Consider the following 25,752-nt stretch of genomic DNA (forward strand, 5'->3'; position numbering starts at 1 on the left):
GGCATAACTGGTCTCGTGGCGGTCAGGTCATCGGCTGCGACGCTAGTCTCCGGGTTTACGGATAAACCGATGCCAAGGTTGTCGATCAGTTTGTTGGGTGCGTTGCTGGGCTTCTGCCTGGTCACTGCCGCTGTCGGACAATCGGACGCAAAGGTGACTCTCACAACCCGGAGCGAACGGTGCGCCAATCTCAGCCACCAATTTGATGAAGCCCTCGAAACCCACGCCACGGCAACGCAGGTCACCGCGGCAAAGGCACTTCAGAGAAAGGGCAACCGGTACTGCGCCGCCAAGAAACAGGCGCAGGGCATCCGGATGCTCGCCAATGCTTTGAAGCTGCTTGGAGTGACGCCGAACGACCCGGTTCAGTAACACTCAGAAACTTGACCCGCATAAAAAGGAAACGAAGCCATGAAAAAGTCCATCCTCTCCGCCACCGGTCTCGCCGTCGCTCTGGCTTTCGCGATGCCGGCTCTCGGCAACGCCGCCGCCACCACGACCGCTGCTCCGGCTGCTTCGACGACCACAGCTCCGGCGACTGCCGCTCCGGCCAAGGCTGCTCCGAAGAAGGTCGTCAAGAAGACCGTCAAGAAGCACAAGAAGGCTGCCGAGAAGGCCGTCAAGAAGGACGCCCCGAAGACGTAATCAGGTCCGGCATAAAATGCCGGCTGTTGGCCAAGGACGCTCCAGCTGGTTTCGGCTGGAGCGGCCTTCTTCCTGTCCGAGCCACCGAAGCCCTGACGAAGTCTGGCACCGACAGCTTCCGCCTCGACTGACACTTAACCCGTTTGCAACGCCGGCCGTGTAGGACAATCCGCATGAAGAAGCGGCTTTCGTCCATTTTGCGCTCGATGGTGATCGGCGGCCTGGTTGCCACCGGCGTCGCCAGGGTGCTGATCCTGTTCACCGCCAGCCCGGTGCCCGATCCGGCCACCGGACGCACCGAGCCTTCGCTGTTCGCGCCGGCGATTTCCACCAACTGGGACTACATCACGCCGGCACAGACCTGGCTGCTGATCGTGCTGACAGGCGCGGCGTTGATCTGCGTCGCCGCGTGGCCGATCACGGTCTGGCTGGAACGCCGGGCGGATGCGGGTGGGAACCGCTTTCACCCCGATATCCGGCCCGCCACGACCGCGCGGCAGATTCCCAGCCGCCGCATGTTCGGCCGCCAGGGCCGTTGAACGGCAACCGACACTTTCCCACATGATTGTGAATGGCCGCGTCGGCGGACACTGGTTTTCGCGCGTCGACCAAAATGGACGACCGCTTTCGCTGGTGCCAGAATGGCGGCAGGGTTGCTACGCCAGAGCAATTCACCGTTTCGTGGAAACGGCGAACCGTTCTGATCCTTTGTCTTGACGCAATTCCGGGCGGAAAACCGTTTTACACTTTCCTGGAATTGCTCCAACTGTCGGTTCCAATGCCTGAAATCACCACAAAACCGCGCGTCCAGGTCAAGCCGCAGGTCGAACGGCCAAAGCTCTACAAGGTCATCCTCATCAATGACGATTTCACGCCGCGCGAATTCGTCGTGACGGTGCTGAAGGGTGAGTTCAAACTCAGCGAAGACCAGGCGCATCGGGTGATGATCACCGCGCATCGTCGCGGCGTCTGCGTCGTCGCCGTGTTCACCAGGGATGTCGCCGAGACCAAGGCGACGCGCGCCACCGATGCCGGCAAGGCCAAGGGCTATCCGCTGATGTTCACGACGGAGCCGGAGGAGTAGCTCTACCGTCCTTCGCGGTACCACATCGAACCCATTGCCAGAAGCAGCAGGCCGAGGCCGAGGAAGCCGCCGAACAGCGGCACGCGCGAGACGGCCTTGAGCACGCTGTCGTCCGTGGTGCGCAGTCCGATCCAGTCGTTGCCGGACGCGGCACCAGCCGAGCGCACAGGCACGATGGAGGGTAGCGTCACGTCGCTGCCAAGGGCTGTGGACGACGCCAGCCGGCGCACGCTGCCGCCGGTGGCTTCAGCCGGCGCCTTCAGCCGGCTTTCGGTGGAAATGACGTCGGCGAATTCCGGGGCGTTGACCGGCCCGACATGGGCGAGCGCGGTGAGGTCGCCATTGGCGACCTGATAGAGGCCGATCTCGCTGGTCTCGACGCTGCCGAGGAAGACGCCGGGCTCGGATTTCTCGAGCTTGACGGTCAAGGTCTTGCCGGATGGGGTGATGATCTGCGCGGGGCCGGGATCGTCGGCCATCGTCTGGCGGCGGATTTCCAGCACCATGCCGCGGCCGTCGGCGGTCAGCCGCTCTTCCTCGAGCTCAGGCTCCTTCATCAGCCAGTGGGCGATGCGCCGGTAGAGCTGGACATGCGGGCCGCCGCCCTCGAAGCCGCGCGCCCACAGCCAGCCCTGATCGGACAGCAGCATGCCGACGCGGCCTTCGCCCTTACGGTCGAGCAACAGCAGCGGCCGGTTGTCGGCGCCCTTCATCACCACTGCGCCTTCGGGATTCTGCACGCCGATGGTGCGGAACCAGCGGCTCCAGTGCGGCGGCTCGGTGGCAGAGCCATCCAGCCCACGCGTCACCGGGTGGCGCTGGCCGAGTTCGGTGAGGCGCGGATAGAAGGCCTTGTCGACCACCTCGCCGGTCGGCATCGCCGGCAGGGCGGACATCAGCGGCGTACGCGCGATCGAGCTTTCGCCGGCATATTCGGGGCCGGCCGCGATCAGCAGCGCGCCGCCCTTTTCGACATATTCGGAGATGTAGTCGTAATAGAGGATCGGCAGCACGTCGCGGTGCTGGTAGCGGTCGAAAATGATGAGGTCGAAATCCTTGATCTTCTCGACGAACAGTTCGCGGGTCGGGAAGGCGATCAGCGATAATTCGTTGATCGGCGTGCCGTCCTGCTTTTCCGGCGGCCGCAGGATGGTGAAATGGACGAGATCGACCGAGGCGTCGGATTTCAGCAGGTTGCGCCAGGTGCGTTCGCCGGCATGCGGCTCGCCGGAGACGAGCAGCACGCGCAAGTTCTCGCGAATGCCGTCGATGAGCGCGATGGCGCGGTTGTTGGTGTCGGTCAGTTCGCCCGGTTCGCGATCGATGGCGAGTTCGACGATGTTGCGGCCGGCGCCCGGAATGGTGACCTGCAACGGCATCGCCTGGCCGACAGTGGCGTGCTCGACCGCGACCTGTTCGCCATTGACCGAAACGCGCACATCGACCGGGCCGGTCTCGTTTTCGGTCGAGATGACGCGGTAGGTCATGTCGAGCGGCTTGCCGACAAGGCCGAAGCGCGGCGCGTTCTCGAAACGTATGCGGCGATCCTTCTCGTGGTCGTTGCCGGTTATCAGCGCATGCAGCGGGGCGTTGAAATCGGGCGCACCGGGGGGCGCGTCATGGACCTCGCCATCGGTGATCATGATGGCGCCGCCGATGCGTGACGGCGGCACGTCGCGGAAGGCGCCTTCAAGCGCGCCGAACAGCCGTGTCTCGGTGCGCTCCTCGGCGGCCTCGGATTTGCCGGCCTCGACGACGCGCACGTCGAACTGCTTGAAGCGGCCAAGCCGCTGCTGCAGCCCGGCCAACGCCTCGTCGGTCTGCTTGGTGCGGTCGCCGATATCCTGGCTCTGGCTGCGGTCGACGACGAGGGCGACAACGCTTTTCAGTGGCTCACGCTCCTCGTTGAGGAACACCGGGTTGAACAAAGCGGCGGCGAGCGCCAGAAGGGCGATGAAGCGGAAGACCGAACCGCGCTGGCGAAACCACAGGCCGACCAGCGCAAGCAGCGCCAGCGGCACCAGCGCCAAGGCCAGCAGTGGCCAGGAGATCAGCGGTTCGAAGGAGATCGACCAGTTCATTCCTTACCCTCCCCTTTTTGGGGAGGGTTTATCCGCGACCGGAGGGCACCAAACAAACTCATTCTACTGCCCCAGCCGTTCGAGCAGTATGGGCACGTGCACCTGGTCGGATTTGTAGTTGCCGGTTAGCATGTACATCATGATGTTGACGCCGGCGCGCAGCGCGTAGATGCGCTGCATCGGGTCTGCCGGCACGGTTGGCAGCAGCGCATCGCCGTTCTGGTCGACCGCCCAGGCGCCAGCGAAATCATTGGCGGTGATCATGATCGGCGAGACGCCATCGCCGGTACGCACCGGCCGGTTCTCGGCGTTGCTGGCGTCGAGCGAGGCCTCGACCCAGAGCGGGCTGCCGGCGAAGCGGCCGGGGAATTCGGGCAGGATGAAGAAGGATTTGGTCAGCACGTGGTCGGACGGTACCGGTTCTAGCGGCGGCACGTTGAGGTTGCCGAGGATGTCGCGCAGCCGCTCCGTCGCCGGGCTGGTCGAATCGGCGCCGATGCCGTTGGCGAATTGGTCGCGGGTGTCGAACAGCACCGTGCCGCCTTGCTGCATATAGGCGTCGACGCGGGCGATCGCTGCCTGGCTGGGCATCGGTGCGGCCGGATCGATCGGCCAGTAGATCAGCGGGTAGAACGACAACTCGTCCCTCGAAATGTCGACGCCGGCCGGCTCGCCCGGTTCCAGCGCCGTCTTCTCGACCAGGAATCGCGTCAGCCCCTCGAGCCCGGCGCGGCTGATCGAATCGTCGCCCGGCACGCCGGTCAGCACATAGGCGATGCGGGTCTTCGAAATCGCCTCGATGGCAATTTCGTCACCCGGCTTGGCGTCGTCGGCGCGGGCAAGGTCGGCATGACCGAACGAGCTACCCAGCGCAATCAGGATGGCGGCGGTGGTTGTCACGGCACCGGCGCGGCGCGGCCGGCGTGAAAACAGGCCGCCCATCCAGAACACCGCCAGCGTATCAAGCAGCATCAGCACCAGGGCGGCCGCGACCAGCGTGCCTTTCAAATTGCGCGATTCGTCAAAGGCATACTGGATCGAGGTGACCGGAACAGTGATTTGCGGGCGCGCCAGGGGCGCCAACTTGCTGTCGGCTTCCAGCAGATTATGGGCAAATACACCCGTCTCGGAACCATAGAGACCGGGCGGGTTTTCAAAAGTCACCGGCAGCGCGACAGCGCCCGGTACAAGCGGCCGTGCATCCGGCGTCGGCGGCACCAGCGAGCCGTCGGCTGCAATCATGCGATAGGGCGCCAGCGACGCCGCGGCCGCTTCGGCATTGGCGATGGCCGCGCCCTGGTTGCGCGACAGCTGCACGATGCGGCGCAGCATCTCGACGAAGCTGCCAGAGATCGGCAGGTTCGACCAGGTTGCCTCGGGGGTGACGTGGAACAGCACCAGCGTGCCCTTGCCTTTCTTCAGTCCGGTGACCAGCGGCGTGCCGTCGGCAAGGGCCGCCCAGGTGCGCTCGACGATATCGGATGTCGGCTCGGCCAGCACCTGCCTGCTGACGGTGACCTCGGTCGGCGGCGCCAGATCGGCGAACGGGCCGGCCTTGGGGAATTCGGTGACCGGCTGCGGCGACGTCCATGATAGCGCGCCGCCGAGCGACCGCTCGCCGGTGCGAAGGCGGACGGGCAGCAAATCGTCGTCATCGCCCGCGGTGGCCAGCCGCGAACCGGCGAAACGCACCAGCGTGCCGCCATTGTCGACCCAATCGACAAGTCTCTGCCGGACCTGTCCGGGAATGGTGCCGATATCGGCCATAACGATCATCGCGGGCTTCTGGTCGAGGATTTGCGGGATGGCGTCGGCAAGATCGGCGCTGGAGGGTTCGACCAGATCGGCGAAGGGCTGCAGCGCCCGCCTGATGTAGTAGAGCGGCGACAAAAGCGGCTGTGCCTGGTCGGCCTCGGCCTGCGACAATAGACCGACGCGCCGCCGCTTGGAGCTTTCGTCGAGGACGCGGACCGCACCAGCCTGCCGCTCGCCGTCGAGCGCGATGGAAGCGAAGTCGTTGCGCAGCTCGAACGGCACCGCCATGGTGCCAGTGGCGGTGGTTTCGCCAGGCGAAAAGGTCAGCGTCGCATCGGCGATGCGGCGGCCCTTGTCATCGAAGGCGCCGGCGGTGACCTGAGCCGGGGCAGGGTCGCCCGGCGCGCGGATGGCGGTCAGTGCAAAGCCGTCGACCTGGTTGTCGGCGGCGGTCAGGCCGGTCAGCGACAGCCTGTCTGCGGTTGCCCAGACGACACGCGCGGCATCTTTCGACAAAAGCGTGTTGAAGGCGGCTTCATCGCCCTTTGCCGCCAGGCCGTCGGCAAGCACGGCGACGCTGGCCCCGGGCAAGGTCTCCAGCACGCCGGCCACGCGGGCATAGATGGCGGGCCGGTCGGTCGGGATCGGCCGTGGCTTGGCGGCGCGCAGCCGGTCAAGCGCGGTGGCGGCATCGAACGGGCCGACCTCGGCATTGGCCTTTTCGGCGGTGAAGGCGATGACGACCGGCACGCCGTTGGCGCCGGCATCGTTGATCAGCCGCTCGGCGGTGGCGACGCGTTTGCCCCAGTCGGCGGCACTTGCCCAGTCATTGTCGATGACCAGGGCAAGGGCGGCTCCCTCGGCCGGCAGCTTTTCGCGCGGGTTGAAGACCGGGTCGGCCAATGCCGCGACGATGAGGGCCGCCATCAAGAGCCTGAGCAGCGTCAGCCACCACGGGCTCTGCTGCGGCGTCTCCTCGCGCTTCAGCACGCGCGCCAGGATCTTCAGCGGCGGGAAGATTTCGGTCTGCGGCTTGGGCGGCGTCAGCCTGAGCAGCCACCAGATCACCGGCAGTGCCAGCAGGCCCCACAGCACCATGGGGGCGCCAAAGGAAAGCGGCAGCCAACTCATGCGACAGCCTTTCCTGGCCGATCGCCACCGGCGATCGTGCCGGCACGACTGCCGGCGGTCGGCCTGGCCGAGGGGCCGTCAGCAGTCATCGCCATGTGCAGCCGCACCAGCGCGTCGGAGGCGAGCCGATCGGTGTGGTTGACGGTAAAGCTCCAGCCAAGACGTTTGCACCAGGCCGCCAGTTCGTGGCGCCGGGCGGCGTAGAGCAGGCGATACTCATCGCCGAGCATTTCGGCGCGGCCGGCGGTCAGCTTGTCGCCGGTCTCGGGATCGGTGAATTCGGTGCGGCCGGCATAGGGGAAGGTCTCCTCGGCCGGGTCGGCGACCTCGATCAGGTGGGCACGCACGCCGTGGCGGGCCAGCACGTCGAGCCAGGCCATCGTCTCTTCGACCGGATCGAGGAAGTCGCTGACGATGACGATGTCGCAGAAGCGCCTGATGTCGGACAGGTCGGGTTTTGCCGGCAAATCGCCGGCATGCATCAACTGGGCGGCGATGCGTTCGGCGCCGTTGCGGGCGGTGAACGGGTCGGTGAGGCCCGGCCAGGCGATGCGCTCGCCGCTGCGCGACAACAGTTCGGCCATGGCCAGCGCCAGCACCAGCGCGCGCGATTGCTTGGAAACGCTGGCGCCGGTCGATTTGTAGAGCATCGACGGCGAGGGGTCGGCCCACAGCCAGACCGTATGGGCGGCTTCCCATTCGCGGTCGCGCACATAGGTGTGGTCGTCGCGGGCCGAGCGGCGCCAGTCGATGCGCGAGGAATCACCCTCGACATAGGGTCGGAACTGCCAGAAATTCTCGCCGATTCCGCGCTTGCGGCGGCCATGCCAGCCGGCGATCACGGTGTTGACGATGCGGCGCGCCTCGACCAGCAGGTCTGGCACAAGCGAGGCTCGCAACCGGCCACGGGCGAGCGCGTCGCGCGTCGCTGCCGGAGCCTGGACCTCGCCGATGCGCGGCATCAAATCCCTTTCACGAGTTTCGCCACCACGTCACGCACGCTGGTGCCTTCGGCGCGGGCGGCGAAGGTCAGCGCCATGCGATGCTGCAGCACCGGCTCGGCCAGCGCACGGACGTCGTCGACCGAGGGCGCCAGCCGTCCGTCGTAAAGCGCGCGCGCCCTTGTGCACAGCATCAGCGCCTGGCTGGCGCGCGGGCCGGGACCCCAGGCGACGTTCTTGTCTGTCTCGGCATTGCCTTGGCCGGGACGCGCCGAGCGCACCAGCGTCAGGATCGCCTCGACGACGCTTTCAGGCACCGGCATGCGGCGGATCAGCGTCTGGATCTCCTTCAGCCGCACCGGCTGCAGGACGTTCTGGGCTTTCGCGTCCTCGATGCCGGTGGTTTCCAGAAGGATGCGGCGCTCTGCCTCGATTTCGGGATAGAGGATATCCACCTGCATCAGGAAGCGGTCAAGCTGGGCCTCGGGCAACGGATAGGTGCCTTCCTGCTCCAGCGGGTTTTGGGTTGCCAGCACGTGGAAGGGCGCCGGCAGGTCATGGCGGGCGCCGGCAATGGTGACGTGGTATTCCTGCATGGCCTGCAGCAGCGCCGACTGGGTGCGCGGCGACGCGCGGTTGATCTCGTCGGCCATCAGCAACTGGGCGAAGATCGGCCCGGAGATGAAGCGGAAGGAGCGTTTGCCGGTTTCGTCCTGCTCCATCACTTCGGAGCCGAGGATATCGGACGGCATCAGGTCCGGCGTGAACTGGATGCGACGCGAATCGAGGCCGAGCACGATGCCAAGTGTTTCGACCAGCTTGGTCTTGGCGAGGCCCGGCACGCCGACCAAAAGCGCATGGCCACCGGCCAGCAGCGCCACCAGCGTGCGCTCGACGACGCTTTCCTGTCCGAAGATGACCCGGCCGACCCCGTCGCGGATACGGGAGATGTCGGCAAGCGCCTTTTCGGCTTCTGCGATCATGTCCTTTTCGCTGATCGGGCTTTCCTTGACCATCACGCTCATGCCGCATCGATCCTTGTGGTTGGAATACCATGGCTGGAACAACGGCTGCACCATACCATAAGTTGCCGCGATTCGGCCTCGCGTGGCGCCTATGTCGAAACTTAAATCACAGACTTAGGCTGACAAGCGCAACAACAGTGACTATTTCGTGACCATGACGGGACCCTTGGGACATCGTGAAGAAAGCCTGACGGATGCCACCGAGGCGCGTGGCCTCGAGGCGCTCATCTCGCGCGCCGCCCGTGCCGGCAAGGGCGCGGCACCCGTCGAACGCTGGAATCCCGACTTCTGCGGCGATCTGGACATGGAGATCAAGTCCGACGGCACCTGGTTCTATCTGGGCACGCCGATCGGGCGCATGCCGCTGGTGCAGCTTTTCTCCTCGGTGCTGCGCAAGGACGCCGATGGCAGGACCTATCTGGTGACACCGGTGGAAAAGGTCGGCATCCGCGTTGCCGATGCGCCGTTCATCGCCGTCGAAATGGACGTTTCGGGTAGCGGCGAAGCGCAGACCATCACCTTCCGCACCAATGTCGGCGATGTCGTCGAGGCCGGGCCGGAACGGCCGCTGCGCTTTGTCGACGAGAACGAGACCGGCGGATTGAAGCCCTATGTGCTGGTGCGGGGCCGTCTGGAGGCGCTGGTGGCGCGGCCGGTTATGTATGAGCTGGTCGGGCATGGCGAGGAGGTCGAGATCGGCGGCGAGACGATGTTCGCGGTGCGCTCCAAGGGCGCCGTGTTCCCGATCATGCCGGCGGACCAGTTGAAGCGGCTGAGTGCGTGATGGACCAGGTGACGCCGGCGCCGTTTTCATCCGCGGATTTTCGCGCGCGTTTTGCCGTGCAGCCCGATGCGCATGCCGGCGACGATTATGGCGATCATCGCTTCAACCCCGGCCATCCGCGCCTCAACCAGGGCAAGGCGCTGCGCAATGCCGCGGTGCTGATCCCGGTGGTCGATCATGAGGGCGATGCGACGGTTCTCCTGACCAAGCGGGCTGAAAAGCTGCGCAGCCATTCGGGGCAGGTGGCATTTCCCGGCGGTACCATCGATCCGACCGATCCGAGCCCTGAGGCGGCGGCGCTGCGCGAGACTTTCGAGGAGATCGGGCTTGGCCGAGACCGCATCGAGATCATTGGCCGCATGCCCGACTATGTGGCCGGCAGCGGCTACCGCATCGCGCCGGTGCTGGGCATCGTGCTGCCCGGTTTCCAACTGACGCTCAACGCCGACGAGGTCGACGCCGCTTTCGAAGTGCCGCTGCGCTTCCTGATGGATCCGGCCAACCACAAGCGCGACAGCCGTATGTGGAACGATCTCGAATGGTTCTTCTACGACATGCCTTACGGCGACCGGCGCATCTGGGGCGTCACCGCCGGCATCATCCGTACCCTCTATGAAAGGCTCTATGCGTGAGTGTCTCGATCGCGGACAGGGCCGACTGGCTCGGCGACAAGCATCTGCAGCGCCTGCTGTTCGCACTGGCCGAAGGCGGTGAAGAGGCGCGAGTCGCCGGCGGCGCGGTGCGCAACACGCTGATTGGCCAGCCCGTCGCCGACATCGACATCGCCACCACCTGCTTGCCGGAGGAAACCCTCCGCCGCGCCGAAGCGGAAGGGTTCAAGGCGGTGCCAACCGGCATCGAGCATGGGACAATCACCGTGGTTGCCGGCGGAAAACCTTATGAAATCACCACCTTGCGCGCCGATATCGAGACCGACGGGCGACGCGCGAAAGTGTCGTTCGGGCGCGACTGGAAGCTTGACGCCGAGCGGCGCGACTTCACCATCAATGCGCTCTATGCCGAGGCCGACGGCAGGGTTGTCGACCTGGTCGGCGGCATTGCCGACATCGAGGCACGCCGGCTGCGCTTCATCGGCGACCCGGAAGCGCGTATCCGCGAGGATTATCTGCGCATCCTGCGCTTCTTCCGCTTCTTCGCCTGGTACGGCGATGGACGGCCGGACGCCGAAGGGCTGAAAGCCTGCGCCCGGCTTAAGGAAGGGCTGGCCCAGCTTTCGGCCGAGCGCATCTGGTCGGAACTGAAGAAGCTCTTGTCGGCGCCCGATCCGTCACGGGCGCTGCTCTGGATGCGGCAGGCAGGCGTCTTGACCGCAGCGCTGCCGGAAAGCGAGAAATGGGGCATCGATGCCATCCATGGGTTGGCCAAGGCCGGGAAGGATCTGGGCTGGGCACCCGACCCGCTGCTCAGACTGGAAGCGATCGTGCCGCCCGATGCCGCTCGCATGAAGACGCTCGCCGAGCGGCTCAAATTCTCAACCGCCGAAGCGGATCGCCTGCGCCACTGGGCGCTTGCCACCGCCGTCGAACCGAAGACGACCGAGGGCGAACTGGCGAAAAGGCTCTATCGCGGCGACCGGCAGGGGTTTGTCGACCGGCTGCGGCTGTCGCTCGCGGCAGCCAGGGTGCGCGCCGTCGAGGACAATGACGCACTCCTCGAAGCCGGTGGCTTTTCGCGCCTGCTTGCCTTCGCCACCAAATGGGAAAAGCCGTTGTTTCCACTGAAAGGTGCCGATCTCACGGCGCTCGGCGCAACTCCAGGACCGAAACTCGGCGAAATCCTCAGGAATCTCGAGGCGGAATGGGTCGAAGCCGGGTTTACCCCTGATCGCGACGCGCTCCTCAAGCGCGCCGCCGAAGCTTTGAACGCCGGATAGATCAGGCCGCGTCGCGGCTCTTTTCGATGCGCGAGCGGATCGCCTCGATCATCGTCTCGCGGATCACCGTCTCGCCATGCGTCTCGCGCATGTGCTCGACGGCACGGCGCATGACCTCGGCCTCCTCGTCGGCACGCGTGTGCCAATCACAGCCGGGCACGAGTGACCCGCAGTGAAATTCCTTCATCAGATTTCTCCTTTTCCTCCGTGAAGCCTGGTCGAGGCTTCGGTACTTTTTTGGCTCATAGTCCAGTTCCAGGGTTCAATCCGCGGACCGCGAGCGGGTGAGAAGCATAACACAGATGGGGCGGCATTGGTTGCGGTCAACGGCAAAAAGGCGGAGCAGCGCTGCTCCGCCCTCTTAACACTATCCCGAAACAGGACCGGACATCGTCTCATCCTGCTCTGGCGGGCAAGCCATCATTTTGCGGCCTTGACGGCCTCGGCGACCTTGTTCTTGCCCTTCATATCCCATGAGACACGGACTTTTTCACCGACCTGCAGGCCAGGATCCTTGAAGGTCTTGGAGAGCGTAAAAGACGATCCATCGTCGAGGACCAGACTCATGGCCGTTGCGTCAAAGGTCTTGATCGTTCCGGTGGTGTGCTTGACGGCGGCGAATGCCACCGAACCGGAAGCGAGAAGGGCAGCGGCGGCCGCCGAAACAATGATCTTGCGCATTGCGAAGTACTCCTGGAAGTAGGGCATCCCTCTCTATGAGGTGCCCCGCGTCGTCTGGGCCGTCCGGTCGCGTCGGGTCGCGGCTCGCTTTGACGCAATTCCGGTCGGAAAGCCGTTTCGCACTTTCCTGGAATTGCGCGCAGGCGAACCGCCGGCGCTTCCCGACCCGGCCCCACAAATAGGCCAGTCTTTTCAACGGCCTATTAGACGAAAAAGAAATTTTTCGCCGCACCGCGTGCCACATTCCATGCCCATTTTAAGCGAATGGGACATCAATGCGGCTCACGCAGGGCTCACCATTTTGTTACGGCCAGCGGACCTCGGGCGGCAGGCTGGAGAGAATGGACGCGACATTGCCGCCGGTCTTCAGGCCGAAGATGGTGCCGCGATCGTGAAGCAGATTGAATTCGACATAGCGGCCGCGGCGGATGAGCTGTTCGTCACGGTCGCCATCGGTCCAGTTCTCGTTGAAGTTGGCGCGCACGAGGTGACCGTAGACGACGAGAAAGGAGCGGCCGACATCCTGGACAAAGTTGAAATCGGCATTCCAGCCGCCTTTGTCCTCGCCCGAATGCAGCCAGTCGAAGAAGATGCCGCCGGTGCCGCGCGGCTCGTTGCGGTGCGACAGATAGAAGTACTCGTCGCACCAGGCCTTGAATTTCGGGTAATCGGCGACCGCGGCATTCTTCTCGCAAGCGAATTGCATGGCGCGATGGAAGGCGAGAGTATCAGGGTCGTCCTGGGTGCGGCGGCGATCGAGCACCGGTGTCAGATCGGCGCCGCCGCCGAACCATTGGCGCGATGTTACCACCATGCGCGTGTTCATGTGCACGGCCGGAACGTTGGGATTCCACGGGTGCGCGATCAGCGAAATGCCGGATGCCCAGAAGCGCGGGTCTTCCTCGGCGCCGGGCATCTGCTTCCTGAATTCGGGCGAGAACTCGCCATGGACGGTCGAAGTGTGGACGCCGACCTTTTCGAAGACGCGGCCGTGCATCATCGACATGGTACCGCCGCCGCCACGGCCCTCGTCGCGTTCCCACGGCGTCTTTTCGAAACGGCCCGGTGACCACGAGGCCAGCGGCCCGCCAAGGTCCTGCTCGATCTGCTCGAAAGTGGCGCAGATGCGTTCGCGCAGCGCCTCGAACCACAGCCGTGCCTTCATCTTCTTCTGTTCGATGTCGGCGGGCAGGCCTGTCGGTATTTCTGGTCGTTCCAAGTGCCGTCTCCGGTTGGGGCGGCGAGTCCCACAAATGACTCGTCTTTTGCCGGCGCGATCCCTAATCTCTTAAGGGCAAGGGTCAAGTCACTTTGGTTTTGCGCATGATCCTTTCCGAAACTCGATTCCGATTTCGGGTCATGCGCCAGGTGCAAGGAGCTGTTTCGTGCGCACCCCGGCAAGACCGCCGCTGGATGGCCTGAAGAGAAGGCTCGACCAAAGCCGTGCCGAGCGCGTGCGTATGCCGCGCGACGGTTTCCTGCGAGAGACCTTCGTGCTGCCGCGCTCCGATGCGCGGCTCAAGGCCAAGGAATGGTTCGAGCGCTTTCCCAAGCAGGCCTACTGGACCGAGATCGAAAGCTGGTTCGAGCGGCCGGGCGACCTGATTGAGTTCACCATCAGGCGGTTGCCAGCGGCTGACTAGGATGTCCTTGAGAGAGGCGGAGCAACCAGCCTTCTTGCCCCTGTCCCCTCGCGCGCCAGCCGGTCGCCCTTGTTGCGCAGCGGGCATTTGTCGATGGACATGCAGCCGCAGCCGATGCAGTCGGTCAGCCCGTCGCGCAGTTTCTTCAACTGGGCGATCTTGTGGTCGAGCCCGTCGCGCCAGGCGGTCGACAAAAGGTTCCAGTCGTCGCGCGTCGGCGTGCGGCCTTCGGGCAGTGATTCAAGTGCGGCACCGATTTCGGCCAGCGAGATGCCGACCTCCTGTGCAACCTTGATGATCGCCACGCGCCGCAGCACATCGCGGCCGTAGCGGCGCTGGTTGCCCGACGTGCGATGGCTGCGGATCAGGCCGCGGGCCTCGTAGAAATGCAGCGCCGACACCGCCACCCCGCTGCGCATGGCCACCTGGCCGACCGTCAATTCCGTTATAGGCGCCATGTCTGATTTTCCGCCCCGATTTTTCCGCTTGACCTCAAGTTAAGTTGAGCTTGTAGCGAAGAAACCCTGGATGTGCAAACGAAGGAGAAGGCGATGTGCGCCTGGGTCAAGATGACGGGAGACGGACTGCCATTATCCGAGTTGCCGGACGGCTTCGCCCGCCACCATGGCGACGGAGAGCGCGACGTTGATGCTGCGCGCCGTACCCTGCATCGGGATGGTCAGCCGCGTATCAGCCGCCTGATGGACAGGATCCGGCACGCCTGCGGATTCCCGGCCAAACAGGAGTATGTCGCCTTCGGCGAAGATGAAGCTGGTGTAGGCCGTCGTGGCTTTGGTCGACAGCAGCACCAGCCGGCGCGAACCAGCCTTGCGCCATTCCTCGAAGGCATGCCAGTCGACATGCCGGGTCAGGGCAGCCATTTCGAGGTAGTCCATGCCGGCTCGCTTGAGCGCTTTGTCGGAGAGCGGAAATCCGGCCGGTTCGATGATGTCGACGCCAAGTCCGAGGCACGCGGCGAAGCGCAGGATTGTCCCGGTGTTGCCGGCAATGTCAGGCTGGTAGAGCGCGATGCGGAGACGACAGTTCATTTCCGCGTCCTTCTAATAAGTGGCGGATCGGCCACAGCGGCTTGGCGGTTTTGGAAATTGCTGGACCTGCGGGTGGCCATTTTCTGCGAGGTCGGGTATACAGCCAGGATTGTCAACCCGAACCGATGGAGGGGTAATTCATGATGATCATGCACATCCAGCGCCCCTCTCGTGGGCTTACCTGCCTACCGGCGGTTTCGGTACGACGATTCTCCTGACTCTCTAAGACTTGATCGCACCGATTCCCGCCGAAACGATTTTTCGGCTCTCGAAGGAATCCTGCGATGTTTTTCAAAAAGTCAAAAGGGCTGAACGCCCCATCTGAAGCTGTCCGGACCGATGCTTGTCGTGTCCGGACCGACGCAAAGCATGCCTCCGGCCGAATGCCGGCGGACGATATTGCTTCGCCTTTTTATCTCGATTTTCACACGGAGGACGGACCGATGTTCGATCCCTACAGAATACCTGGCTCGAGGAGCCTGCATATCCACCGACTGCCGACCTGGGCGCTGCTGATCGGCGACACCTATTCGTCGGCGGTTCACGCCGAGGTTCGCCGCCGGCCGCATCGCGGCATGCTGCCGGATGTCGATTTTTCGCGCGCGGTTCCCGATCTGAGCCGGCCTTCGCTGGTGCGTCGGATCATCCGGCTGATCCGGCCGGGCGCGAAAAATCGGGCTGGCGGCACCGTGTCGTCAGGATCGTCTGGCACAGCTGTCGGCGAAAAGCCCGCGAGCCCCTATATTGCGCGAAGCAGGGCCGACGGTCCGGGTGATTCCAGACCGTCGGCCCTTGACGCCATGGGTTCCGGGGATTTCGTACGCTCACGTGCTGCGTAAGCGGCAAACACATTTCACAGGCATAACCTATGTTGTTGTTTAGCTGGTTTGAAAAAAGGCTCGATCCGTTCCCCGCAGCGGAACCGGTCGAGCCGCCCAAGACGCTGGTTGCCTTCTGCCTGCATTATACGCGCGGCGCATGGCCCTATATCCTTTTCGACGCGGTGCTGGTGACGGCCATCGCGATCGCAGAAGTATGGATGTTCGGCTTTCTCGGCCGCATCGTCGACTGGCTGTCGGGGCAGAATCGCGAAACCTTCCTGCAGACCGAAGCCTGGAAGCTCGCCGGCATGGCCTTCATCGTGCTGTTCGCGCTGCCGGGCACGGTATGGCTGCATTCGTTTCTCAACCAGCAGACGCTGATGGGCAATTATCCCATGCGCATCCGCTGGCAGGTGCACCGCTATCTGCTCAAGCAGTCGATGAGTTTCTACCAGGACGAGTTCGCCGGCCGCATCGCGACAAAGCTGATGCAGACGGCCCTCGCGGTGCGCGAATGCGTCATCAAGGTGATCGACGTCCTGAACTACGTTATCGTCTATTTCCTCGGCATGCTGCTCATCGTCGGCTCGGCCGACTGGCGGCTGGCCGCGCCGCTAGGCGTCTGGCTGGTCGGCTATATCCTTTTGCTGCGCTACTTCATCCCGCGGTTGGGCAAGGTCGGCGAGGAACAGGCCAATGCGCGCTCGATCATGACGGGCCGGGTCGTCGACAGCTACTCCAACATCCAGACGGTCAAGCTGTTCAGCCATGCACGCCGCGAAGCGTCATTCGCCAAAGACGGCATGTCCGGCTTTCTCGAAACGGTCTACCGGTCGATGCGGCTGGTGACAGTGCTTTTTGGCTCGCTTTACATCCTGAATGCATTGCTCTTGTTCTCCGTCACCGCGATGGCGTTGTGGCTGTGGCTGGGGCAAGCAGTGACGATCGGCGCGGTCGCCGTGGTCATCGGCCTTGTGCTCAGGATGTGGGGCATGTCGCAATGGATCATGTGGGAAATGTCGGGCCTGTTCGAGAACATCGGCACGGTGCAGGACGGTATCGCCTCGATCTCGCTGCCGCGCCTTGTCGAGGACAGGCCGGACGCGAAGGAGATCAGCGTTTCCAGGGGTGAGATCCGCTTCGAGGACATCCGCTTCCACTACGGCAAGCAGAAGGGTGTGATCGAAGGCTTGTCGCTGGCGGTGAAGCCGGGCGAAAAGGTCGGCATCGTCGGCCGTTCCGGCGCCGGCAAGTCGACGCTGGTCAACCTGTTGCTGCGCTTCTATGATCTCGAAGCCGGCCGGATTCTGATCGATGGCCAGGAGATCGCCGGTGTGAAGCAGGATTCGCTGCGTGCGCAGATCGGCATGGTCACGCAGGACACCTCGCTGCTGCATCGTTCGGTGCGCGAGAACATCCTCTATGGCCGGCCCGATGCCTCGGAAGAGCTGCTTGTCGAGGCAGCGGGGCGCGCCGAGGCGCTGGACTTCATATCAGGGCTTTCGGATGCCGGTGGCCGGAAGGGCTTCGATGCCCATGTCGGCGACCGCGGGGTCAAATTGTCCGGCGGCCAGCGTCAACGCATCGCCATTGCTCGCGTTATGTTGAAGGATGCGCCAATACTTATCCTTGACGAAGCGACCTCGGCGCTTGATTCCGAAGCCGAGGCGGCGATTCAGGAGAACCTCTACAAGCTCATGCAAGGCAAGACCGTCATCGCCATCGCGCACCGGCTCTCAACCATCGCGGCGATGGACAGGCTGGTGGTGATGGACAAAGGCCGTGTCATCGAGGAAGGTTCGCACGAGGAACTCGTCGCCCGAGGCGGGCTTTACGCCCAGCTCTGGCAGCGCCAGTCGGGCGGGTTCCTGCTTGAGGGCGGTCCCGCCGACCCCGCCAACGATGCACTTGCAAAGGGGCAAGCCGCAGAATGATGGCCGCCGCATGATGACTGCCGTCTATCGCTGGTTCGAGAACTGGGTCTATCCGTTCAGGGAGCCAGCGAATCTTCGGCCACCGACCAGCGTCGGCGGTTTCCTCTGGCACTATGTCGGCCAGGCGAAGTTCGCCTTCTTCGCCATGCTGGTCATCGGCGGCATCGCGCCGCTGGTCGAGGCCGGCCTGTTCTACTTCGTCGGGCGGCTCGTCGATATTCTCGACCAGCTTCCCGCCGAGCGCAGCTGGCACGCACTGTGGGCCGCCGCCGGTCCTGAACTGGTTTTCATGGCCGTGGTGGTGCTGGTCATCCGCACCGTCGTCGTCGGTCTGTCGGCGCTGGTCGATGAACAGACCATCACGCCGGGCTTCTACAATCTGGTGCGCTGGCAGGCACACCGGCATGTCTCGCGCCAGTCCTACGCCTTTTTCCAGAACGATTTCGCCGGCCGCATCGCGACAAAGGTCTGGCAGGCGGGGCAAGCCACCGGCGACCTGATGGAAAGCTTCATCGAAGTCGTCTGGTTCATGATCGTCTACACGGTGACGACGCTGGCGCTGGTCGCAGGCCTCGATCTCAGGCTGGCGGTGCTGGTGGTGATCTGGATTTCCGCTTTCGCTTGGCTGGCCAAGCTCTACTTGCCGGCAATCCGCAAGCATGCCGAGGAAACCGCCGAGGCCGGCTCGATGATCACCGGCCGCATCGTCGATTCCTATTCCAACGTGCAGACGCTGAAACTGTTCTCGGCCGACGGCGACGACCGCTACATCAGGAACGGTTTCGACATCTACCTCGACGCATTGCGCCCGTTCACCCGCCGGCTGACCGGCGTGCGCATGGCGCTGACGACGCTGTCGGGCATCATGATCACGGCAATCGGCTGCTTTGCCGTCTATCTCTGGGTCGAGGGCTCGATCACCGTCGGCGCGGTCGCCTTCACCCTGTCGCTGGTGCTGCGGCTCAACATGCTGCTCGGCCGGCTGATGATGCAGCTCAACAGCATCTTGCGAAACCTCGGCGTGCTGGAGAACTCCAAGGCGCTGATTTCGCAGCCGCTCGGCCTCACCGACGCGCCCGACGCCAAGGAACTCGTGGTGGCAGGCGGGCGTATCGAGGTGAACAACGTCGAGTTCCACTACGGCAAAGGGTTCGGCGTGCTGAACGGCATCGACCTTGTCGTCAAGCCGGGCGAGAAGGTCGGGCTGGTTGGACCGTCGGGCGCCGGCAAGACGACGCTCGCGAACCTGATCCTGCGGCTCTACGATCTGGAGGGCGGCTCCATCATGATCGATGGCCAGGACGTCTCCGATGTCACGCAAAATTCGCTGCGCAGCAATATCGGCGTCGTCAGCCAGGACACGGCGCTGTTCCACCGTTCACTGCGCGACAACATCAAGCTCGGCATGCCAGATGCGACCGATGCGGAGGTGATCGCTGCGGCGAAAAAGGCCGAGGCGCACGAGTTCATCCTGACCTTGCGCGACAACAGGGAACGCGCCGGCTACGAAGCCTTTGTCGGCGAGCGCGGCGTCAAACTGTCGGGCGGACAGCGCCAGCGCGTGGCGATCGCCCGCGTGTTTCTCAAGGATGCGCCAATCCTGATCCTCGACGAAGCGACCTCCGCACTCGATTCCGACATCGAGGCGGCGATCCAGGAGAATCTGACGCGGCTGATGGAAAACAAGACGGTCATCGCCATCGCCCACCGGCTGTCGACGATCGCGGCACTCGACCGACTGGTGGTGCTCGACGGCGGCCGCATCGTCGAACAGGGCACGCATGACGAGTTGGTAGCACTCGAGGGGCTCTATGCGCGGCTGTGGAAGCGGCAGTCCGGCGGTTTTCTCTATCACGAGGACAGCGTGCTCGAAGAGACACGCCCGGCGGAGTAGCTCCATGGGTGGATCAACAGGCGCCATCTCAGAGGTCGGCTACGTTCTCAAGCGGCTCCGGCCGACCATGCCGGCTTTCGACACGCTGAAGGAAGAGAGCCGGCAGGAAGGCTACTGGATGCTGGTGCGCCTGGCGGATGGCTGGGCAAGTGGCCGCAACAAGTTCCTGAAACGGGGCGAGGCGCTGTACGGAGCCTGGGATGGAAGGGAACTCGCCGGCGTGTGCGGGTTGAACATCGATCCCTATTTCGAGGCCAGGAACCACGGCCGGGTCCGGCACCTGTTCGTCAGTGCGCGTCACCGTCGCGCCGGCCTTGGCCGGATGCTGATCGAAACCGTTATCGACAGGGCACGTCACCATTTCGCCGCGCTGAACACCCGCGCGCCGCAAGAGGCTTTTGGTTTTTACGCACGGCTTGGATTTACGCACGTGGAAGGCGAAGAATTCGTCACTCACCGCATGGTTTTCGCGAAAGGAGACTGAAATGTCCTTGCGTCCGCCATCTCATCTTGCCGGCGGCTCGGCCGCTGAAGCCGCCTTCGACGCGCTCGGCCATGAAATATTGGCGGAAAAGGCGGCAGCACTTGGCCGCGCCGGCCAGCGGGTAGAGGAAACGCTGGCCAGGCTGCGCGACAATGCCGACGAGCAACTGCGCCCCCGGCTGCTCAAGGATGCCGCCGAGGCGGTGCATGGCTATTTCATCCAGCGCGAGCTGTGCGGCTTGCGCAAGCACGATGCCGTCATTCGTGAATACAACATCCCGAAAGCGGTGCTGGCCAGGCTCGGCGCGAAATAGGGGTCACTCCAGCCATTCGGTGATGAAGCTGCCGTTTTCATGGATGTCGGTCGTCTCCAGCGGGCCTGGGCCGAGATTGGTGAATTTGTGCGGCGTGTTGGGCGGCACGATCAGGATCTGGCCGGCGGATGCCTCGATCTCCTGGTCGCCGACAGTGAACAGGCCGGTGCCCTGGCGGATGATGAAGATCTCCGCGTAGGGATGCGTGTGCAGGCGGGGGCCGCCGCCGACGCCAGGCAAATAGTTGAAGATCAGGCAGGAGTTGGAGCCGTAGGCGCCACATTGCAATTCGCCCTTCCAATGGTCGGAGCGAACAGACCAGGTGTCGCGGTCTATGACGTGTGCCATGATGGCAAGGATAGACCCGGCTGGCGCCTTGTGTCGAGCCGAACAGGGGCGTCGGATTTGCGGTTGTTTCCCGGTTGTTTAGCGATGTTTGGCGGCTATCCGGCGTCGCGTTGAGCGGTGGCGGATTTTGTCCCCGCGACAATCTGCCCTTGTGCCTTCACCCGTCTGGACAAAAACGGGCTTCACGCATAAACCGAAGTCCAAATGCCGGAGGAATTCGCAAGCCTGTTCGCCATGCGCTGTCGGGTTGGCGTAATTGAGCGGGGAACAAGGCTCAGCCACCGGCACGGAAGAGGCGAAAGGATCAGGCACCCGTGAGCGCAACCGACACCCAGGATCCCAACCGTCGTGATTTTCTCTACGTCGCCACCGGCATGGCCGCAGTGGTCGGCGCGGGTGCCTTCGCGTGGCCGTTCATCGACCAGATGCGCCCCGATGCCTCGACGCTGGCGCTCGCTTCCGTCGAAGTCGACGTCGCCTCGCTGACGCCGGGCATGTCGCTGATCGTCAAATGGCGCGGCAAGCCGGTCGTGGTCCGCAACCGCACTGAACAGGAAATGAAGGACGGCGAGGCCGTCAAGCTGGCCGATCTCAAGGACCCGATCGCCCGCAACGCCAATCTGCCGGCCGATGCACCGGCGACCGACGCCAACCGCACCACACCCGGCAAGGAAGCCTGGATGGTGATGGTTCAGGTCTGCACCCATCTCGGCTGCATTCCGCTCGGCCAGGAAGGCGATTTCGGCGGCTGGTTCTGCCCATGCCACGGCTCGGTCTACGACACGGCCGGACGCATCCGCCAAGGCCCGGCGCCTGAGAACATGGCGGTGCCGGTATTCAAGTTCATTTCCGATACCAAGATCCTTATCGGTTGAGGCAGGGGACATTTCGATGAGCGAGGGACACTCGACCTATACGCCCAAAACCGGTCTCGGACGCTGGTTCGACGCCCGTATGCCGCTGCCGCGGCTGGTCTATGACAGCTTCGTCGCCTATCCGGTGCCGCGCAACCTCAACTACGCCTGGACGTTTGGCGGCATCCTGTCGATCATGCTGGTGGCGCAGATGCTGACCGGCATCGTGCTGGCCATGCACTACACGGCCGACACCAATCTCGCCTTCGGCTCGGTCGAGAAGATCATGCGCGACGTGAATTCGGGCTGGCTGCTGCGCTACATGCATTCGAACGGCGCCTCGTTCTTCTTCGTCGCCGTCTACATCCACATCTTCCGTGGCCTCTATTACGGCTCCTACAAGGCGCCGCGCGAGCTGCTGTGGATCCTCGGCTGCATCATCTATCTCCTGATGATGGCGACCGGCTTCATGGGCTACGTGCTGCCATGGGGCCAGATGAGCTTCTGGGGTGCCACCGTCATCACGGGTTTCTTCAGCGCCATTCCGCTGGTCGGCGACTGGATCCAGCAGCTGCTGCTCGGCGGCTTTGCCGTCGACAACCCGACGCTGAACCGCTTCTTTGCGCTGCACTATCTGTTGCCGTTCATGATTGCCGGCGTCGTCGTTTTGCACATCTGGGCGCTGCATGTCGTGGGCCAGTCGAACCCGACGGGTATCGAGGTCAAGTCGAAGACCGACACTGTCGCCTTCACCCCCTACGCGACCATCAAGGACGCGTTCGGCATGATCGTGTTCCTGTTCTTCTTCGCCTATTTCGTCTTCTACCTGCCGAACTATCTCGGCCATCCCGACAACTACATCGTCGCCAACCCGCTGAAGACGCCGGCCCACATCGTGCCCGAATGGTACTTCCTGCCGTTCTACGCGATCCTGCGCGCCATCACCTTCAATGTCGGGCCGATCAACTCCAAGCTCGGCGGCGTGCTGTGCATGTTCGGCGCCATCGTCATGTTGTTCCTGGTGCCGTGGCTCGACACTTCGAAGGTACGCTCGGCCGTTTACCGGCCCTGGTACAAGCTGTTCTTCTGGCTGTTCGTGGCCGATGCCATCCTGCTTGGCTGGCTGGGCTCGCAGCCGGCCGAAGGCAGCTATGTGTTCATGGCGCAGATGGCGACATTGTTCTACTTCGCCTTCTTCCTGATCGCGCTGCCGGTGCTCGGCCTGATTGAGACGCCGCGACGGCTGCCGAACTCGATCACCGAGGCGGTCCTCGAGAAGAACAAGGGCGGCAGCGGACATCCGGCGGGCGCTACGGCGGCGCCGGAAACCAAAGGCTGAGCGGGTAGAGAATCTAAGGGGATTTGGCATGAAAAAGATTCTCACCTCGCTGGCGCTGGTCGGCCTCGTGGCCGTCGGCATCGGGTCGGCGGGCACTTGGGCGATCGCCGCCGAAGAGGCGCACAACGCCGCCGCGCCGACGCATTTCCCGATCCACGAGCCGAAGGAAATGGACTGGAGCTTCACCGGCCCGTTCGGCACCTATGACAAGGCGCAGCTGCAGCGCGGCCTCAAGGTCTACAAGGAAGTCTGCGCGGCCTGCCATTCGATGAACATGGTGGCGTTCCGCACGCTGTCGGACCTCGGCTATTCCGATGCGCAGATCAAGACGCTGTCGGCCGAGTACACGATCCATGACGGTCCCAACGATGCCGGCGACATGTTCGATCGTCCCGGCAAGCCGTCCGACCACTTCCCGCCACCGTTCGCAAACGACGAAGCGGCCGCCGCTTCCAATGGTGGTGCTGCTCCGCCCGACATGTCGCTGCTGGCCAAGGCGCGCGGCGTCGAGCGCGGCTTTCCGCAATTCGTCTTCGACATCTTCACCCAGTATGACGCGGGCGGCCCCGACTATATCCACTCGCTGTTGACAGGCTATAACGAGACACCGCCTGCCGGCATGGTCATCCCGGAAGGCACCCACTACAACCCTTATTTCATGTCGGGCGTGTCGCTGAAGATGCCCAACCCGCTCTCCGACGGCCAGGTGACCTATGATGACGGCGCGCCGCAGACGGTCGACCAGTACTCCCGCGACGTTTCCGCCTTCCTGATGTGGGCGGCCGAGCCGCATATGGAAGACCGCAAGAAGACCGGCTTTCGCGTGCTGGTGTTCCTGCTTTTGTTCGGCGCGCTGGTCTATCTCACCAAGCGCAAGGTGTGGGAAGGCGTGGCCCACTAGGCTACACAATCAAGTGATCGCGAAGGGCGCCGAGAGGCGCCCTTTTGCATTTCCGGAGACTGGTCATGTCACATGGCCGTCACCGCATCCGGCGATCCTGTGCTGCTCTCATCAAAGGATCGCATTCATGAAAAGATACGCATCGCTCGCGGCAGGCCTGTTGCTGCTCATCGTCGGCTCGGCCGCGCAAGCAGAGGACGCCCAGCCCTTCGTCACCAACAAGGACGTCGACCTGACGATGATCCTGCCGCCGCCGCCGGCAAACGATTCGGCGCAGACCAAGGCCGAACTCGGCGAGGTGCTGACTTTGCAGGTCACGCGCACCCCGGAGATGGTCGCCAGCGCGGCGGCCGATGCCGAGGAGAATGTCTGGCGCTTTGCCGACGTCATGGGGCCGAAATTCAACAAGGAAACGCTGCCGAAATTCAGCGCCTTCTTCGATCGCGTGGTGGCTACCGAAGGCGCTGTCGTCGATCCGGCCAAGGATGTCTGGAAGCGCCCGCGCCCGCATCAGCTCAGCGATCTCGTCAAGCCTGCGGTCAAGCTGTCGAGCTCCGGTTCCTGGCCTTCCGGACACGCCACCGTCGGCACGATGATGGGCATCATTCTGTCCGACATGGTTCCGGAAAAGCGCGCCGAGATCATGGCACGTGCGAGCAAATACGCTCACAACCGTGTGGTTGGCGGCATCCATTTTGCGTCCGATGTCGAGATGGGCAGGATTTCCGGCAGCGTCATTGCCGCGGTCCTGCTCAATCGGGACGATTTCAGGGCTGAATATGAAGTGGCCAGGGCCGAGCTTCGTTCCGATCTCGGCATGTAATCCTCGTCAGCCGGACTTAGACGGGAAGGGGCGCTTAAGGCGCCCCTTTTTTGTCTGCGCCAGTGCTTAGGCGGAAGTTCGGCAATTAGTCCGTTGGCATGGCGGCATGAGGTTGATATTCGACGCATCGAACGGTGGCGAGAAGCTCGTCCCGCCATGGCTTTTGGATTTCGATGATGCGGCTCAGCGACTGTCACAACTTTTCCGATTTCCGGCGGATGGCGCAGCAGCGGCTGCCGGGCCCGATCTTCAATTACATCGACGGCGCGGCGGACGATGAGGTCACCTACCGCCGCAACACCGAAAGCTTCGAGACCTGCGATCTGGTTCCCAACGTGCTGCGCGGGGTGAGCGAGGTCGACATGTCGGTGACGGTCATGGGCCAGAAGCTGGCGGTGCCGTTCTATTGCTCGCCGACCGCCTTGCAGCGCCTGTTCCACCATCAGGGCGAGCGCGCGGTCGCCAAGGCCGCGGCCAAGTATGGCACCATGTTCGGCGTCTCGTCGCTTGGCACCGTCAGCCTCGAGGAGGCGCGCAGCATCAGCAGCGGCCCGCAGGTCTACCAGTTCTATTTCCATCGGGATCGCGGCCTTAACCGGGCGATGATGCAGCGGGCAAAGGCGGTCGGCGTCGAGGTGATGATGCTGACCGTCGACAGCATCACCGGAGGAAATCGCGAGCGCGACAAACGCACTGGCTTTGCCATTCCCTTCAAGCTCAATCTGGCCGGAATGGCGCAGTTCGCGCTCAAGCCGGCCTGGGCGATCAATTATTTCACCCATGAGGGTTTCAAGCTGCCGCAGCTCGACGAGCATGTCGACATGGGCGGCGGCACGATGTCGATCAGCCGCTACTTCACCGAGATGCTGGACCCGTCGATGACGTGGGACGATGTCGCCGAGATGGTCAAGCTTTGGTCGGGTCCGTTCTGCCTCAAGGGCGTCATGTCTGTGGAGGATGCAAGACGCGCCGTCGACATCGGCTGCAGCGGCATCGTGCTGTCGAACCATGGCGGGCGGCAGCTGGATGGCTCGCGGGCGGCGTTCGACCAGCTTGCCGAGATCGTCGATGCCGTTGGCGACAGGATCGACGTCATCATGGATGGCGGCGTGCAGCGCGGCACGCATGTGCTGAAGGCGCTGTCGCTCGGTGCCAAGGCCGTCGGCGTCGGACGCTACTATCTGTTCCCGCTCGCGGCGGCGGGCCAGCCCGGCGTCGAACGGGCGCTTGAGCAGATGCGGGTCGAGATCGAACGCGGCATGAAGCTGATGGGCTGCAGTTCGATCGAACAATTGTCGCGCAACAACCTCCGTTTCAGGTAATCTCGA

General features: G+C 63.7%; 28 protein-coding genes. 18 read left to right on the forward strand and 10 right to left on the reverse strand.

Translation table 11 applies throughout. The annotated features are described in order from the left end of the window. Positions 1-69: 69 nt before the first annotated feature. From NP945_RS21640 to clpS, 4 genes are all read left to right on the forward strand, one after another. On the forward strand, positions 70-372 hold the full coding sequence (locus tag NP945_RS21640) for a hypothetical protein (protein ID WP_127266560.1): 303 nt from the start codon (positions 70-72) through the stop codon (positions 370-372). A gap of 39 nt (positions 373-411) precedes the next feature. Continuing rightward, entirely contained in the window at positions 412-645 is a 234-nt protein-coding gene (locus tag NP945_RS21645) for a hypothetical protein (RefSeq protein ID WP_013529962.1), read from the forward strand. A 173-nt stretch (positions 646-818) separates the two neighbouring features. Further along, entirely contained in the window at positions 819-1,184 is a 366-nt protein-coding gene (locus NP945_RS21650; protein ID WP_256747471.1) for a hypothetical protein, read from the forward strand. A gap of 239 nt (positions 1,185-1,423) precedes the next feature. Beyond that, entirely contained in the window at positions 1,424-1,729 is a 306-nt protein-coding gene (clpS, locus tag NP945_RS21655) for an ATP-dependent Clp protease adapter ClpS (RefSeq protein WP_023809857.1), read from the forward strand. A 2-nt stretch (positions 1,730-1,731) separates the two neighbouring features. Here the strand turns inward: clpS and NP945_RS21660 are convergent, their stop codons facing one another. The 4 genes from NP945_RS21660 to NP945_RS21675 all read right to left on the reverse strand — a co-directional run bounded on the left by NP945_RS21660 (position 1,732) and on the right by NP945_RS21675 (position 8,662). Beyond that, on the reverse strand, positions 1,732-3,810 hold the full coding sequence (locus NP945_RS21660) for a hypothetical protein (protein WP_128289916.1): 2,079 nt from the start codon (positions 3,808-3,810) through the stop codon (positions 1,732-1,734). A 63-nt stretch (positions 3,811-3,873) separates the two neighbouring features. Further along, positions 3,874-6,696, reverse strand: coding sequence for a DUF4159 domain-containing protein (locus tag NP945_RS21665; RefSeq protein ID WP_256747472.1), 2,823 nt, complete (start codon positions 6,694-6,696; stop codon positions 3,874-3,876). After that, entirely contained in the window at positions 6,693-7,658 is a 966-nt protein-coding gene (locus NP945_RS21670; RefSeq protein ID WP_256747473.1) for a DUF58 domain-containing protein, read from the reverse strand. The genes NP945_RS21665 and NP945_RS21670 overlap by 4 nt, the downstream gene beginning before the upstream one ends. Continuing rightward, positions 7,658-8,662: a MoxR family ATPase gene (locus NP945_RS21675; protein ID WP_013529968.1), complete on the reverse strand. Its 1,005-nt coding sequence runs from the start codon at positions 8,660-8,662 to the stop codon at positions 7,658-7,660. Before NP945_RS21675 ends, NP945_RS21670 begins: the two co-directional genes overlap by 1 nt. Positions 8,663-8,816: 154 nt before the next feature. Between NP945_RS21675 and NP945_RS21680 the strand changes: the two genes are divergently transcribed. Genes NP945_RS21680 through NP945_RS21690 form a run of 3 tightly spaced genes read left to right on the forward strand, consistent with a single transcriptional unit; the run spans position 8,817 to position 11,340 of the window. After that, positions 8,817-9,446, forward strand: a complete 630-nt coding sequence (locus NP945_RS21680; protein WP_127271874.1) for a DUF1285 domain-containing protein — start codon at positions 8,817-8,819, stop codon at positions 9,444-9,446. After that, complete coding sequence (locus NP945_RS21685; protein WP_256747474.1) at positions 9,446-10,078, forward strand: CoA pyrophosphatase; 633 nt, start codon at positions 9,446-9,448, stop codon at positions 10,076-10,078. Before NP945_RS21680 ends, NP945_RS21685 begins: the two co-directional genes overlap by 1 nt. Continuing rightward, positions 10,075-11,340, forward strand: coding sequence for a CCA tRNA nucleotidyltransferase (locus NP945_RS21690; protein WP_256747475.1), 1,266 nt, complete (start codon positions 10,075-10,077; stop codon positions 11,338-11,340). Before NP945_RS21685 ends, NP945_RS21690 begins: the two co-directional genes overlap by 4 nt. A 1-nt stretch (position 11,341) precedes the next feature. Here NP945_RS21690 and NP945_RS21695 read toward each other — a convergent pair whose 3' ends face one another. The 3 genes from NP945_RS21695 to hemF all read right to left on the reverse strand — a co-directional run bounded on the left by NP945_RS21695 (position 11,342) and on the right by hemF (position 13,240). Beyond that, positions 11,342-11,527: a DUF1059 domain-containing protein gene (locus NP945_RS21695; protein ID WP_127269428.1), complete on the reverse strand. Its 186-nt coding sequence runs from the start codon at positions 11,525-11,527 to the stop codon at positions 11,342-11,344. A 233-nt stretch (positions 11,528-11,760) separates the two neighbouring features. Continuing rightward, positions 11,761-12,021: a DUF1344 domain-containing protein gene (locus NP945_RS21700; protein ID WP_127320587.1), complete on the reverse strand. Its 261-nt coding sequence runs from the start codon at positions 12,019-12,021 to the stop codon at positions 11,761-11,763. A gap of 304 nt (positions 12,022-12,325) precedes the next feature. Then, positions 12,326-13,240 (reverse strand): oxygen-dependent coproporphyrinogen oxidase, encoded by a 915-nt coding sequence (hemF, locus tag NP945_RS21705; protein ID WP_127269426.1) that lies wholly within the window; start codon positions 13,238-13,240, stop codon positions 12,326-12,328. 166 nt (positions 13,241-13,406) lie between these two features. Between hemF and NP945_RS21710 the strand changes: the two genes are divergently transcribed. Then, entirely contained in the window at positions 13,407-13,664 is a 258-nt protein-coding gene (locus NP945_RS21710; RefSeq protein WP_127269425.1) for a hypothetical protein, read from the forward strand. Here NP945_RS21710 and soxR read toward each other — a convergent pair. Further along, positions 13,661-14,122, reverse strand: a complete 462-nt coding sequence (soxR, locus tag NP945_RS21715) for a redox-sensitive transcriptional activator SoxR (protein WP_127269424.1) — start codon at positions 14,120-14,122, stop codon at positions 13,661-13,663. The genes NP945_RS21710 and soxR overlap by 4 nt on opposite strands. 132 nt (positions 14,123-14,254) lie before the next feature. Next, positions 14,255-14,713, reverse strand: a complete 459-nt coding sequence (locus tag NP945_RS21720) for a tRNA (cytidine(34)-2'-O)-methyltransferase (RefSeq protein WP_127320593.1) — start codon at positions 14,711-14,713, stop codon at positions 14,255-14,257. 443 nt (positions 14,714-15,156) lie between these two features. Here NP945_RS21720 and NP945_RS21725 point away from each other — a divergent pair, with 443 nt between their 5' ends. From NP945_RS21725 to NP945_RS21745, 5 genes are read left to right on the forward strand one after another with little or no spacing between them, the layout of a single operon-like run. After that, positions 15,157-15,552, forward strand: coding sequence for a hypothetical protein (locus tag NP945_RS21725; RefSeq protein WP_128307475.1), 396 nt, complete (start codon positions 15,157-15,159; stop codon positions 15,550-15,552). Positions 15,553-15,581: 29 nt separating this feature from the next. After that, entirely contained in the window at positions 15,582-17,468 is a 1,887-nt protein-coding gene (locus NP945_RS21730; RefSeq protein ID WP_128307476.1) for an ABC transporter ATP-binding protein, read from the forward strand. 10 nt (positions 17,469-17,478) lie between these two features. Then, positions 17,479-19,362 (forward strand): ABC transporter ATP-binding protein, encoded by a 1,884-nt coding sequence (locus tag NP945_RS21735; RefSeq protein WP_256747476.1) that lies wholly within the window; start codon positions 17,479-17,481, stop codon positions 19,360-19,362. Between the two features lie 4 nt (positions 19,363-19,366). Beyond that, positions 19,367-19,846, forward strand: a complete 480-nt coding sequence (locus NP945_RS21740; protein WP_256747477.1) for a GNAT family N-acetyltransferase — start codon at positions 19,367-19,369, stop codon at positions 19,844-19,846. A 1-nt stretch (position 19,847) separates the two neighbouring features. Further along, the gene (locus NP945_RS21745; RefSeq protein ID WP_127326788.1) at positions 19,848-20,159 is read left to right on the forward strand and encodes a DUF6665 family protein; all 312 of its coding nucleotides are present in this window, start codon (positions 19,848-19,850) and stop codon (positions 20,157-20,159) included. 3 nt (positions 20,160-20,162) lie between these two features. Here the strand turns inward: NP945_RS21745 and NP945_RS21750 are convergent, their stop codons facing one another. Continuing rightward, entirely contained in the window at positions 20,163-20,507 is a 345-nt protein-coding gene (locus NP945_RS21750; RefSeq protein WP_127270961.1) for a cupin domain-containing protein, read from the reverse strand. A gap of 314 nt (positions 20,508-20,821) precedes the next feature. Here NP945_RS21750 and petA point away from each other — a divergent pair, with 314 nt between their 5' ends. The 5 genes from petA (at position 20,822) to NP945_RS21775 (ending at position 25,746) form a co-directional block, all read left to right on the forward strand. Beyond that, entirely contained in the window at positions 20,822-21,382 is a 561-nt protein-coding gene (petA, locus tag NP945_RS21755) for a ubiquinol-cytochrome c reductase iron-sulfur subunit (RefSeq protein ID WP_127270959.1), read from the forward strand. Positions 21,383-21,398: 16 nt separating this feature from the next. Next, a complete protein-coding gene (locus NP945_RS21760) occupies positions 21,399-22,700 on the forward strand; it encodes a cytochrome b N-terminal domain-containing protein (protein ID WP_127326789.1) in 1,302 nt (433 codons plus the stop codon). Positions 22,701-22,728: 28 nt separating this feature from the next. After that, complete coding sequence (locus NP945_RS21765) at positions 22,729-23,601, forward strand: cytochrome c1 (protein WP_127322539.1); 873 nt, start codon at positions 22,729-22,731, stop codon at positions 23,599-23,601. A gap of 127 nt (positions 23,602-23,728) precedes the next feature. Next, on the forward strand, positions 23,729-24,424 hold the full coding sequence (locus NP945_RS21770; protein WP_256747478.1) for a phosphatase PAP2 family protein: 696 nt from the start codon (positions 23,729-23,731) through the stop codon (positions 24,422-24,424). 176 nt (positions 24,425-24,600) lie between these two features. After that, positions 24,601-25,746, forward strand: a complete 1,146-nt coding sequence (locus NP945_RS21775) for an alpha-hydroxy acid oxidase (RefSeq protein WP_256747555.1) — start codon at positions 24,601-24,603, stop codon at positions 25,744-25,746. Positions 25,747-25,752 lie beyond the last annotated feature (6 nt).

Source organism: Mesorhizobium sp. LMG17149, assembly GCF_024518695.1.
Classification (GTDB): Bacteria; Pseudomonadota; Alphaproteobacteria; order Rhizobiales; family Rhizobiaceae; genus Mesorhizobium.